Annotated in this window: 11 protein-coding genes; 6 read left to right on the top strand and 5 right to left on the bottom strand. The window is 37.8% G+C overall.

All coding sequences use genetic code 11. The features are described from left to right. Positions 1 to 225: 225 nt before the first annotated feature. From VXK47_RS05930 to VXK47_RS05905, 6 genes are all read left to right on the top strand, one after another. A complete protein-coding gene (locus VXK47_RS05930; protein ID WP_435547851.1) occupies positions 226 to 915 on the top strand; it encodes an ATP-binding cassette domain-containing protein in 690 nt (229 codons plus the stop codon). Further along, positions 905 to 1657 (top strand): ABC transporter permease, encoded by a 753-nt coding sequence (locus tag VXK47_RS05925; RefSeq protein WP_435547850.1) that lies wholly within the window; start codon positions 905 to 907, stop codon positions 1655 to 1657. Before VXK47_RS05930 ends, VXK47_RS05925 begins: the two co-directional genes overlap by 11 nt. A 5-nt stretch (positions 1658 to 1662) precedes the next feature. Then, a complete protein-coding gene (locus VXK47_RS05920; protein WP_435547849.1) occupies positions 1663 to 2655 on the top strand; it encodes an ABC transporter substrate-binding protein in 993 nt (330 codons plus the stop codon). Between the two features lie 7 nt (positions 2656 to 2662). Further along, on the top strand, positions 2663 to 4258 hold the full coding sequence (locus VXK47_RS05915) for a lipopolysaccharide kinase InaA family protein (protein WP_435547848.1): 1596 nt from the start codon (positions 2663 to 2665) through the stop codon (positions 4256 to 4258). Between the two features lie 79 nt (positions 4259 to 4337). Further along, positions 4338 to 4757 carry a GNAT family N-acetyltransferase gene (locus VXK47_RS05910; protein WP_435547847.1) on the top strand — a complete coding sequence of 140 codons (420 nt, stop codon included), beginning with the start codon at positions 4338 to 4340 and terminating at the stop codon, positions 4755 to 4757. After that, complete coding sequence (locus tag VXK47_RS05905; protein ID WP_435547846.1) at positions 4754 to 5668, top strand: DUF2156 domain-containing protein; 915 nt, start codon at positions 4754 to 4756, stop codon at positions 5666 to 5668. The genes VXK47_RS05910 and VXK47_RS05905 overlap by 4 nt, the downstream gene beginning before the upstream one ends. Positions 5669 to 5765: 97 nt before the next feature. On the opposite strand, the gene VXK47_RS05900 is transcribed toward VXK47_RS05905, so the two are convergent. The 5 genes from VXK47_RS05900 to VXK47_RS05880 form a co-directional block, all read right to left on the bottom strand. Beyond that, positions 5766 to 7103 carry a YihY/virulence factor BrkB family protein gene (locus VXK47_RS05900; protein WP_435547845.1) on the bottom strand — a complete coding sequence of 446 codons (1338 nt, stop codon included), beginning with the start codon at positions 7101 to 7103 and terminating at the stop codon, positions 5766 to 5768. Between the two features lie 89 nt (positions 7104 to 7192). Beyond that, positions 7193 to 10468 (bottom strand): DUF748 domain-containing protein, encoded by a 3276-nt coding sequence (locus VXK47_RS05895; protein WP_435547844.1) that lies wholly within the window; start codon positions 10466 to 10468, stop codon positions 7193 to 7195. 247 nt (positions 10469 to 10715) lie between these two features. Then, the gene (locus tag VXK47_RS05890) at positions 10716 to 11138 is read right to left on the bottom strand and encodes a universal stress protein (RefSeq protein ID WP_435547843.1); all 423 of its coding nucleotides are present in this window, start codon (positions 11136 to 11138) and stop codon (positions 10716 to 10718) included. Between the two features lie 301 nt (positions 11139 to 11439). Next, positions 11440 to 11892 (bottom strand): alpha/beta hydrolase, encoded by a 453-nt coding sequence (locus VXK47_RS05885; RefSeq protein ID WP_435547842.1) that lies wholly within the window; start codon positions 11890 to 11892, stop codon positions 11440 to 11442. Positions 11893 to 11912: 20 nt separating this feature from the next. Further along, entirely contained in the window at positions 11913 to 12347 is a 435-nt protein-coding gene (locus VXK47_RS05880; protein ID WP_435547841.1) for an alpha/beta hydrolase, read from the bottom strand. Positions 12348 to 12523: the final 176 nt, after the last annotated feature.

Here is a 12523-nt window from a genome sequence, read left to right as displayed (position 1 = left end):
CCTCTTCCTTTAGAACCGGCCTTACCGTTATCGTTTGTAATGTCATGGATTTTGCCTCAATAATAATTTTGATCATCTTTCCTATACATTATTATTGGGACTTTGACCACTTGTTTGTTTAATTAATTGTAATTTTTTTTTATTGTTCAAAGAACAAAATAATCCTGCAAGGTTAAGATAGAGTGTTTATTATTTTGCCGTTATATGATATTTAAAGCATCCAATATGATAAAATGTAAAAACATAAATTATAAATATCCCGGGACACAGTACCCGGTATTCAATGGTTTAAGCTGCATAATAGAGGAGCCCGGATTTCATGCATTATTCGGCCTTTCCGGAGCTGGGAAATCAACTCTTGCGCGTATGATTGCAGGCCAATTAAATCAATATACCGGTGTAATTGAACGTAATAATACTGATATAATTTTTTACTCATATAACCTTGAAAGACTTCCGGGATGGTCAAGTGTTGGTGAACATATATTAAAGATTACGCCGGAGAAAAACAAAAACAGAATAGATGAAATTATCGAGTCATTCGGGCTTTCAGCTTACATGGATTCCGGGTTTTCCCACCTTTCTCTCGGCCAGAGAAACAGAATAAATCTGGCAAGATACCTGTTACAGGATTTTGATTGTCTGATAATGGATGAAAGTCTTGCGAATGTGGATGAAGTAACGCGGGAGCAGATAATATTAAAAATAAAGGATTTGTATCCCGGCAAAACTTTTATTTATATTTCACACAGTGTTGCCGAAGTTTCCATGTTCTGCAAAAATATTATTGTGTTAAGAAGTTTTCAGAAAACTCCCCAGACGATTACCGTTTTGGGCCAGGATAAGAAAACCGGAAAATCAGTTGCAAAAAAAGATCTTGAACAGACAATGCTGGAGATTGTAAATGTTTCATAAACGGCTATCCCAGTTTATTATTGTCTATCTTTTAGGACTCGCCTTTTTATTTCTTATAAAGACAGTCTTGAATCTTTCAGATTATGTCATTCCCAGCCCTTTTGAGATTTATGATACTGCACAAAAAGTTTTTTTAAGATATATCCCTGATGTTTTAAATACATTATCAGTAGCAATAATCGGTCATGTCCTTTCCATTATAATGGCGACAATTGTTGGAATAATAAGCCGTTTGTCAAACTGGATGGGCTCATTTATTAAAACCGCAGCTTTTAATATCCAGGCTTATCCTATTGTTGCTGTTGCTCCCATAATTTTTATCATGCTTGGTGACGGGCTTCCTTCAAGACTTCTGATTGCTGCGATGATATGCTATTTCCCTTTGCTTTTGTCCTTTATAGGAGTACTTTCCGAACCGGTTACCGATATAGAACACTTTTATGTGTATTCAGGGAAAATGAGATGGCAGCTTGAGGTAAAGATAAGAGCTTTTGAAAACATGAGCAAGCTTGTAACAGTGGTTTCCGGAAGCGCGACACTTGCAATGGTTGGAACCATAGTAGCCGAGTTTATAGGAGCAAGCAAGGGAATCGGTTATAGCATTCGCATTGCACTCTACCAGAGCGATCTTTCCAAAATTCTGGTTGCGCTGTTTTTAATAGGAATTTTCACATCGCTTTACCTGGCTTTTCTGGAATGGCTTGGCATCATGCTGGTAAGAACCTGGGGGGCAAAGGCTTGAAAAATATGAAGAATAACTATCGTTTTATCGTTTTATTATTAACACTTATTATAATCATTATGCCTTCAGGATGCGCCAAAAAAGATAAGGAGATGACAAAAGTTTCATACCGGCTTAAGTGGCTTTTTAACACAAGTGTTGCCGGAGATATTTATGCCGATGTTAACGGATTTTTTGCCAAAGAGGGGCTTGAAGTTGAAGTTAAAGAGGGTGGACCGGAACGGGATGCAATAAAAGAGCTTGAAATGGGACATGCCCAATTCGGCGTGGCTTCTGCGGATCAGGTTATCAGAGCTGTTTCAAAAGGAGCGCCCATCGTGGTGCTTGCGCAGCTTTTTCAGGCAAATCCGCTTCAGTGGATATATCGCTCGGATGAAATCAAAATCGATAAAATAGAAGATTTAAAAGGCAAAACCATTGGAATTACTTTTGGTGGAAATGATGAAACAATCATGAAAGCTCTTTTATCAAAAAACGGTATAAGAGAAGAAGAAGTAAAGTTTTATAGCGTTAGATATGATTATACGCCTTTTTATGAGAAAAGAGTTTCTTTATGGCCTGTTTACAGAAATGCCGAGGGAGTTATCATTGGAGGCAAGCTTGACAAGGCTAAAGAACCGGTATCATTTTTTGATCCGGATAATTACGGAATTCATTTTGTTGCAAATTCTGTAATAACAACAAAAAATATGATAAAGCAGCATCCCGAAACAGTTAATAAATTTGTTTCAGCATTGACAAAAGCCTGGAATGAGGCTTTATATCCGGCAAACTCGGATAAAACTATAGAGGCCATTCACAGATTCGACAAAGATACGCCTGTAGATATTATCCGCAAACAACTTGAAATAACAAGACAGTTAATGAAGCCTTCGGGAAATACGGTTTTTGGCGCAATAGATGTAAATGCGTGGAAACAGACCGAAAGAATTATGCTTGAACAAAAGCTTATTCCCGCACCTGTTGATATAGAAAAAAGACTTGGTAAGGAAAAATAAAAACATCATGGTATCAAATCGGATGTTATGCAAAGCTAATAATTTTTCCATTTACGGAGAATATGCAAATAATTACCGGGATCAGGCAATGATGCTGGTTAACGGCAAATTGCCCTCAGGCTGGCAATGGGTATCGAGTTCTCAAAATTCGACGGTTGCTGCTAAAACTGAAGATGTGAAAGTTTATTATAAAGAATTTCTTCCAAGAAATATCTTTGAAAAAATCAAAGCTGTATTATACGGCAGCCGCAGCAGGCGCGCTTGCAGACAGGCCGATATTTTATTGTCAGCCGGTTTACCAACCCCTGGAATCCTTTGTTGGGGAAACAGTAATAAAAGCGTTTTTATAATTTCCGAAGCTTTTGATGGCATTGGTTTTTTTGACTATCTTTTAAACAATTTTCTTTCTCCTCTTACTTGGCAAAAGATGAAGGAAAAACGCTTACTGCTTAAGTCCGCAGGATCGCTTGTCGGAAAACTCCATCACAATGGAATTGTCCATGGAGATTTAAGGCAGAATAATCTGTTAGTTAAAAAAGACGGCGATTTTTTTAAATTCAGTTTCATAGATAATGAAAGAAACCGCAAATGGCGTCATATCCCGGTTTCGCAAATCATAAAAAACATAGTCCAGTTTTCAGTTGCAGCAGATAATGTTTTAAGCAGAACCGATCTGATGCGAATGTTTATCGCCTATAAATCAAGCAACCCCGGTTTTTCCGTTGAAAATGAAAGCAAGTTACTGCAGGCAGTTTATGCGAGAAGAAAACCGCGCATATTAAAAAGCAACTTCAGATTTTATATGACACATAACTGCAAACCAATAAAAAGCAGATTGTTTTATGGCCAATATTTAATAAACAGTGAGGTAGCAAAAAAACTTTCTCAAAATATCGATCCCGGCAAATGGTTTACATCAGAAAGCACTACAATAAAAAAAGATAAAAATATAACCGTAAATTTGCTCCCATTATCGGGTGAAATGATTATTGCAAAGCGTTTTGTTTCAAACATTTTATTGTTTCGTATAAAAACCCTGTTGAAAAAAGAACGGACTCAAAGATTATGGGATATAACCCACTGCTTTAAAGTGCTTGATATTCCTGTGGCTTTGCCACTTGCTTATATAATTGAATCAAAAGGATTGTGGCAGATAAACTCATATTTTTACAGCCAGTATCTTTCAGATACAATAAGCCTTATAGATCTTTCGAAAAATATAAATGATTTTTCAGGCTGGCTTGAAAATAAAAAAATAATACCGCGTTTTGCAAAAATTTTATCAAAGATCCATAATAACGGCTTTTGTCATGGCGATACAAAATGGGTAAACATTCTGGTAAATGAAAACAGCGGGGATTTCTGGCTTATAGATCTTGACGGAGCCCATCGCAGCAAATCAAAATCAGGTGCATGCATGCTAAAAGATCTTGCCAGATTTATTGTTGATATGATCGAAACCGGCCTTGCTGAAAAGTTTATTAAAGATTTTTTAGTAGTATACTGCAATGCAAGGGGACTTAATAAAGAGTTGGTACAAAAAGAATTAAATCCGCATATTACTAAAATTCTTGAACGGCACAGGAAAAAATATAATATTTAATCCGCTTGCTGTTTTTTATGTTGAATTGTACTATAAGAGCATAAAGAAATCATGTTTGCCATAATATCAGATAAAGACAATGTATAAGTATACCTTCTTGGTTGACCCAACTTCGGATCAGATAAGACAGATAACATCCATATACCGTATGACAGGTTGGTGGGCTGAAGATATTCCGGATGATCCATTGCATGTGCGCCGGCTTATAGCAGGCAGCCATTGCTTTGTTGTTGCAGGCAAAGAAGATGAAATTATCGGAATGGGCAGGGCGATAAGCGACAAGGCAAGCGATGCATATATACAGGATCTCACGGTTGTGGCTTCGCACAGAAAAAAAGGAATAGGCACTGAAATACTAAAAAGATTAGTCGCCCGTCTTGAAGATGACGGCATTAAATGGATAGCCCTGATTGCCGAGAGAAATTCAGATGATTTTTATACTAACTATGGATTTAATATAATGCCTGATTCAAAACCTATGTTAAAGATATTGACATGAAGATGAAAGAAATTACATACTCCGATTATTTGCCTTTAAAAAAATATTTTAATAATCAGCGATATATGCTTTGCGTATATACTCTTCCATCCCTTATAGCCTGGAGTAATGAATATTACAAACCTTACGGGATAATCGAAAAAGACGCTCTGATAATAGCTGCGGAATTTACGGAACAGAAAGAATACCGGCGGCACCTGATACTTCCCATATCGCCTTCACGGGAATATTCTCCGGAAGAGCTTTGCCGGGTTGCAGAAAAATGCGGTTTTGATAATTACTGGTTTGTACCGGGCAACTATATAGATACATTTGGCAAAAAAGAAGTTGAGTCTTATTTCAAAATAACTTTGCAAAAAGAATATTGCGACTATGTATATCTTAAATCAGATATTTCAGAACTTAAAGGAAACCGGTATTCCCAGAAAAGAAATCTCATCCATCAGTTTGAAAGAGAATATATTGAAAACAATCGCGTTGAAACAGGCAAAATTATACCCCGGTTATCTGCCGAGTGCATAGATTTTCTGGAAAAATGGTGCATAGAAAGAGACTGCGATGCCGATGTTAATGAGGATCTGGCCTGTGAAAAGAATGCAATAATTAATACTCTTAATCATATTGATATGCTTGATATGGAAGGCATATATCTTCGGATTAACGGTGAAATATGTGCTTTTGCAATTGCCGCATATCTGACAAACGATATGGGCGTACTTCACTTTGAAAAGGCTTTTACAAACATAAAAGGGCTTTATCAGTATTTTGATAAATTATGCGCCAATTCACTTTTTGACGGGTATACATATATCAACAAAGAAAGTGACATGAACATTCCCGGTCTTGCAAAAGTAAAACAATCATATCATCCTGCTATGATTATCAAATCCTACAGGCTTGACCTGAAATAAGGACCGGCACTTAATGTAGGGCAGCAAACAACCTTATTTTATAACTGTTACGTCAGGTGAACCTTTTGCTTTTGCCGGTTTATGGGATGTGCTGAATTTAAATATTTTTCAGCAAAGTGTTTGACGGCGACTTTTCTATGGCTTCAGCAAAGACTTTCAATCTTTTGGACAGCGATTTGAAAGTCTCTGTACGTGCGGTCGGGATTGTATCTATGCCGGTGCTTTCAAGTACATTTATGACAAATGAGATACTAAAATCATTTATATCACGGGCAGGCTGATAGGCGGTTTCGCCGGTTATATCAGATGTAGTATCGGATATCAGACCGCAACCGGCAAGCTCGTTTAAAATCTCCTGTACAAGACGGGTCGGAATATCGAGAGCGTTACATATTCCTTTAACCGTCATGGGTTTTTCTCCCTGAATAAAATTCTTTACAAGTATATGGGTAATCTGCAGGCTTAGAAGTTTTCTGAATAAAGGGCTGATTTTTTTCCTGTCAGGCTCAAATTCATATGCATCAACATTTTGGTGTGCAAAGGATATCTCAGCACCAAAAAGCATTATAAACCAGCTTAGCTGCATCCACAGCAAAAACAGGGGAAGTGCCGCAAAGCTCCCATAAACGGTATTATACTTTGCTACTCCGATCTGGAAAAATATGTAAAGCTTTTGAACAATAACAAAAATAGTCCCTGCTGCAATACCTGCTATAAGACCTGAAAAAAAAGGCACTTTTTGATTAGGCATGAAGATATAAATAAAAGTGAAGAGTATCCAGATAAAACAGTATGGAAGTACTTTTATTATGATTGCCACAAGCGGGCTGAATATGCCCAGCAAGGCTATTTTTTGCGTTATCTGGGGAAGATGTGTGGAGATCAATACCATAGCGCTGCCTGACATGATTAAAAGAAGAGGGCCGATCAGAATTAAAGAAAGATAATCGCTGAATTTTCTTCCGAAAGACCGGCCTTTTTTAACTCCTGAGATGTCATTGAAAGTGTCTTCTATCTGGCTCAAAACATTTATAACAGCCCAGAGAAGAACTACCACTCCCACTCCTGCTATGATTCCACCCTTGGTATCTTTCAGCATGTTCCGGGAAAATTCTATTATCTGCATCATCATTGCTTCCTGCCCGGAGAATTTTTCTATGATCTCGGCTTCAAGCAGTTCCTGTAATTTGAAACCTTTTGCAATAGCAAAGGCCATTGCCACAACAGGGACAACGGAAAGCAGTGAGTAATAAGTCAGGGCAGAGGCGCGGAGCGGGCATTTGTCATAGACAAATTCCTTTGATGCAATAATTATGATTCTTAAATGTTTGATGAGAATCCGTCTTAAAACCGTAAGGTCCCTTAAACGTATTCTCCAGATGCCATCTCTGATAAATTCAATAAATTCAGATACTCTTTCTATCAGACCTCTCATGAATCATTTCCTGATATATGCCATATATGATATCTGATAACCATTATAGTGTGTTACAAACTCATAAAAAGTTAAAATACCGGTTCATCCTATTTCAATGTCAGTTCTACATGCGACGCGCTAACTCCATCAGACTTTTCTGCGGAAATTAACTGACCTTCAACTAAAAATATTCTTTCCGGGTTGATCTGCTGTGATTTTAACAGGAAGTTTTTCACCTGCCTTGCGCGCTGTTCCGCCAAAAGCTTCAGATCGCTGTCTGTTACCCGGATATGATCAACAATTGCCTGTTTCATCTCCTGTGCAGAAGGTTTGCCCTGGGATTTTTCCGGCTTTGCAAATGCCTCAGCCTTATATGCTTCTTTCAGATATAATTCATGTTCATCAGGTGAAATGGTAATCTTATCCACTTCAATCGCAGGTTGGCCTTTTTTGATCATTTTTGTCAGTTTCCGGGCCTTTAATTTCTTTTCAAATAAATATTGAATAACAGCCTGTCTGTCTTTGTCCTTATCGGCACATCCTTTTATCTCAACGGAAACTGACGGTTTATCGGTTAATATCTGATGGAGAAGCAAAAGCTTGCTTTCAGTCTGTAAGGAAAGATCAGCTTTCCCATATTCAAACTCTACATTGCTTAGCTGATCAGCGCCGGGATATAATGACGCAAGAAGTGAAAAAGGAGCTGTCGCCGCCTTTCCGACAAGATTGACAAGCATTTTAACAATAACTTTCCATACACTGAATTCCGGGTCATCCGTTCTTCCTGCAACAGGCAGATTAAGATTTATCTTGCCGTTATGGTCTTTAAGCAAAGAAACCGCCAAACCAACCGGCAGACTTGTTGCGTGAGGACTGTCAACAGAATCCCCGAAAGTAAACTGATCGATATATACATCATTTTGAGAATCAAGTTTCTTTTTGTTGATAAGATATTTAAGATCCAAAGAGAGTTTGCCCTTATTTATTGTATATCCCAGAAACTTTCCTGAATATGGCGACTCGGGGCTTAGATCCATATCTTTAAAATTTGTATGCAGATCTGCAAAAAGATCATCTTTAAGAGGGTTTATACTGCCGGTTATCATCAGGGGGGCAACGTTATCGAGCTTGCCTGAAAGCTCAACCTTTGCAGCTTCAGTTTCCAGCGATGTAAGACCTGTAATTGATCCTTCGATATTTATAAGTTCTGTTGAAAAATTCGGGTTGATGCTCCTGTCAATAAACCCGATATTACCTTTCCTGACTGAAACCTTGCCGATCATTATCTTTTCAATACTTTTTTTCTCTTTGTCCTTATCTTTTTCTTCCGAAGGTATCGCAATATCCTGATCCTGTTTAACCACACTTTTCAGGTTGAGCTTTTTATCGTTATTTACGATAATGCCTGCAAAAAAATCATTCAGGGCTATTTCTTTAATATCAACATAGGTTGGATTAAAACCAACACTCAGAGAATTTAGGTTAAGAACTTTTATTTTAACAAAATCATCCTTATTTTCTTTATCCACAGAAGAGAAATCGGTCAGTGCTGCATTTCCTTTATATGAGATTTGCGTCAATTTCGTTTTATCTTGTTTCATAGTAAACAAGCCTTTGGTTGACGCACGCCCTCCTGTTATTATTATACGTATCTGATCGGTGAAATAGGACTGCACCCATCCGGGTTCAATTCCTTCCATACTCACCTTGGCATTACAAGACAGCGGATCTATTTTAAATATTGTATTTGTTGAAATACTGCCCTTTTTATTCAGCCGGAAGGAAAGATCCGCCTTGCCGCCTGCTGTCGTATCTATATCGTTGGCGCTTATAATCAGATTATCGGCGACAAGATTAACAGGATCTGTAGTTGAAACATCTGAAAAACTGAAAACACCGCTTTTAAGTTCCACCTTATCTATCTTAACCGGAAACGGTTTACTTTTTGTCTTTGCCCCGGTATTTTCTGCATTTATTTTCTTCAATATTTGTTCTGAATTCAGCTCGCCCGCTTTATCACGCCTGATGTATACTTCCGGGGAGGTCAGATCAATAGCGGAAAGATGCGCATTTCTTTCCGGAAGCTTAATATCTGCAATTTTTACAGTGAGTTCTGAAAGACGGACAAGCGGAAGACTTTTTGTATCATTTACTGCAATATTCTTTAATCCTAATGTGCCTGAAGCATGAAAGACAGGTGGTTTATTCTGAGACTGAATATAAGATATGTTATTGGCGCTTAAGTTAAGATTATCTGCCAAAAAATTAACAGTATCAACAGCTAATACATCTGAAAGGTTTAAGATACCGCCTTTGAGCTCCACCTGATCAATTTTAAGGGAAAACGTCTGGGTTTCTGTATTTGTTTCGGAACCCTTAGTATTTGTTTTCGGTATAACAGATTCTAAATTTAACTCGCCTGATTTATCGCGCCTGATGTATACTTCCGGGGAGGTCAGATTAATGGCGGAAAGATGTACTGACTTTTCCGGAAGCTGAATATCGTCAATTTTGAACAAGAGTTTTGAAAAACGGATAAACGGAAGATTGTTTGTATCATTTACTGCAATGTTCTTTAATCCTAATGTGCCTGAAACATGAATAGCAGGAGGTTTATCCAAAGACTGTATATAGGAAAGAGCAGCCTGTAAATCAATGGTTCCGGATGGAACCTTAACCTTGATTTCTTCCGGCATATACTCAATATAATGCGGAATATCAATTCCTTTAAGATTAATATTAAAAACGGTTTCAAGGCTTTTGGCAAATGGCTTCGATCTGCCTTCGAGTATAAGCGGTGTGCCGTTTATATCTGCCCTGAAATACGGCTGCACAAATGTGTCAGCAATTTTTTGCATATTGGAAATAAATGGAATGGCGAAAACAATATCTTTAACTTTATGCTGCTTGTTTTTAGGCGAATCCATAAAATCAATCCGGCCGCCTGAAACCTGAATATTTCCTATAAAAAATCTGAATGGTTCTTTTTTTGTATCCGGTTTTTTCCCGTCTTCTTTAATAAGATCAGAGAAATTATACAGTTGTGAAGTTTTGCGTTTAATATTTACATAGGGTTTGGATATACTTATTTCTTTGATTACTAAAGCTCTTTTCAGCAGGGATTCAGTCTGAACATTTACGTAGAGTTCGGATATCGATGCAAATATCTCCTGATCCTGCTGATCTTTGATAGTCAGGCCTTTTATCCTGGCAGAAATTATATAAGGATTAGTTTTGATCTTCTCGATTGAGACCTTGCGGTGGAGGCTTTCGGAAAGCTTTTTTGTCAGTATGGATTTTAAAACGGAAGGAAGAATTAAAAATCCGAAAACTGTATAAACAAGAATAAAAACGAGTGCTCCGATTATGATCTTTTTAGGCATGGGTAAGCCTCCTTCCTCATCTCAGGCCAAAACATATCAGCTCTTGAACTGTTGATAGTCTTGTAAGAAGTCGTAATTGGGACGGCGAAATATTCAGGGTACGCAAATCGCAAGAAACGAAAGCATTATTCGTACGCTGCAATTACTAACCCCTTTAAATCGGTTATTTCGTCTAACTCATTGACAAATAAGATAGATATATCAAATACAACTTAAACACGGAAATTGTTTTCGAATCCGTCAATTTTCATTTAACAATCATAACCGGGCATGGAGCCATTATAGCAATCTTGTAACTTATGGTTGCCCAGCCTTCGCCTGCGCAAACCTCATCAATTTTATGGGATTTTAAAATTATAAGATCAACTGAACGCTCATGGACGATTCTGAGAATCTCCGGCACCCGTTTGCCAATTATAATTTCCGTATTGATTCGAATCCCATAGCTTTTATTATCAAGTATTACTTTATCCAATTCCTTTTGCGCTCGCATACTTAGTTTTTTATAAAAGTTGTCAAGGTCTTCATCGTCAATGTCCTCTATCTTCTCAATTACATGGATCAGTGTAATTTCTCCCACGTTTTTTTGAATCATAGAGATTGCTAACTCAAGAACTTTCCTGCTTTTTTCGGTAAGATCGGTAGGAACAAGGATATTCTTAAATGTCATTATATTACCTCACGAACGGGTTTATTATAATTTATAAATATTGATTTTATTTGCACTGTAATATCAAAGCTTTTGCATAGCAAAAATTATTTCAATACATATCATGTACGATAAAAAAGGGAAACTATTTAATAACTACCTATAATAAAAAGACAAAACAAGCAAACAATCTGATGACTATTATACCACAATACTTATGCTTATAGTAAATAAAATTATATTTGGATAATAATAGCGTGTTACTTCAAATTAAAAGCATTCGGTCATTAAGCTTATTTTGAGCACTAAACATTGATTTATCCTATTTTATTCTGATATTGAGAAATTCCGCTATTCGGGCAAAAACACGCTGTGAGATTTCACCTCTGAGTACGTCGTGGCGTTCGTAATTTAACATAACCAACTCCTTATCCTCACAACCAAGTTTTTCATATATTTCTTTGCTTCCTTCAGGATGAATTACAGGGTCCCCGGATGATTGTATCAAAAGAGCCGGAACCTTTATGAGATCAAGCCGGAGTAAGAGCTGTTCCATCAGCTCCATAAGTTCTTTAACTCCACTTATCGGATTACGCAAATAGTTGATGTCCGGATTTTCAGGCTCATTGATTACAAATTGCCTTTGCCCTTCATTTTTAACAAATTTGTCCAACAGCTTGTTCCATATAATAACGGCAGGTGCAAACCTGGCAGTACGTTTCCTTAATCTCATCGCACAGTTTACTGCAAAAACGGCTTTAACCTTATATGGCATGTTTGCTGTTGCAAGAAGTGCTATAAACCGGCTCCCATGCTGACACCACCCAAAACGACATCCCTGGCGCTATTAGCCAGAATCATATAACCGCGTTCAACTGAATGCAACCAATCCTCCCAGGTTCTCAGAGCCAGATCATCGGGGCTGGTTCCATGTCCACGAAGCCTTGGGACATAAACGGTGTAACCCTGCTTATAGAGATAATCAGCGAGCGGCCTGACTTCTTCAGGAGCAGCCAAATAACCATGAACTAATAATATTCCGGCCTTCGGGAATAATTTGCGGTATAAAATCGGGGTGCCGATATTTTTGGGTTTCGACTCGCCCTCGCGCCAATAGGTTTCATATTCAGAGTCAAATTCCTGTTTGGCTATTTTAAAGAATTTGCGCTGCAGGTACCGGCGGACTATCCACCAAGGCTGCTCAACAATTATGCGCACTTTTAAAGTCAACAGCCGAAGATACTCTACCTCGTTAAGAATAACGGCTCCTCGCTAAAAAGTATGGGTAATCCGATTCAAGACATGATAGATATCAGTCATCAAGAGATAGAGGAGGTTGAGACAAATTACTATGAGAGATACGGAACTATTTCAGTTGGCATTGGGTTTGACATCACCATGGCATG

It is taken from the genome of Desulfobacterium sp. N47 (genome assembly GCF_051233685.1).
GTDB lineage: Bacteria > Desulfobacterota > Desulfobacteria > Desulfobacterales > RPRI01 > RPRI01.
Note: the sequence above shows the minus strand (reverse complement) of the source record. Positions and strands in the feature narration are given on the sequence as shown.

Bases quoted from the DNA above. Each gene is read 5' to 3' on its own strand.
- VXK47_RS05930 (WP_435547851.1), top strand. From the start codon at position 226: ATGATAAAATGTAAAAACATAAATTATAAATATCCCGGGACACAGTAC.
- VXK47_RS05925 (WP_435547850.1), top strand. From the start codon at position 905: ATGTTTCATAAACGGCTATCCCAGTTTATTATTGTCTATCTTTTAGGA.
- VXK47_RS05920 (WP_435547849.1), top strand. From the start codon at position 1,663: ATGAAGAATAACTATCGTTTTATCGTTTTATTATTAACACTTATTATA.
- VXK47_RS05915 (WP_435547848.1), top strand. From the start codon at position 2,663: ATGGTATCAAATCGGATGTTATGCAAAGCTAATAATTTTTCCATTTAC.
- VXK47_RS05910 (WP_435547847.1), top strand. From the start codon at position 4,338: ATGTATAAGTATACCTTCTTGGTTGACCCAACTTCGGATCAGATAAGA.
- VXK47_RS05905 (WP_435547846.1), top strand. From the start codon at position 4,754: ATGAAGATGAAAGAAATTACATACTCCGATTATTTGCCTTTAAAAAAA.
- VXK47_RS05900 (WP_435547845.1), bottom strand. From the start codon at position 7,103: ATGAGAGGTCTGATAGAAAGAGTATCTGAATTTATTGAATTTATCAGA.
- VXK47_RS05895 (WP_435547844.1), bottom strand. From the start codon at position 10,468: ATGCCTAAAAAGATCATAATCGGAGCACTCGTTTTTATTCTTGTTTAT.
- VXK47_RS05890 (WP_435547843.1), bottom strand. From the start codon at position 11,138: ATGACATTTAAGAATATCCTTGTTCCTACCGATCTTACCGAAAAAAGC.
- VXK47_RS05885 (WP_435547842.1), bottom strand. From the start codon at position 11,892: ATGCCATATAAGGTTAAAGCCGTTTTTGCAGTAAACTGTGCGATGAGA.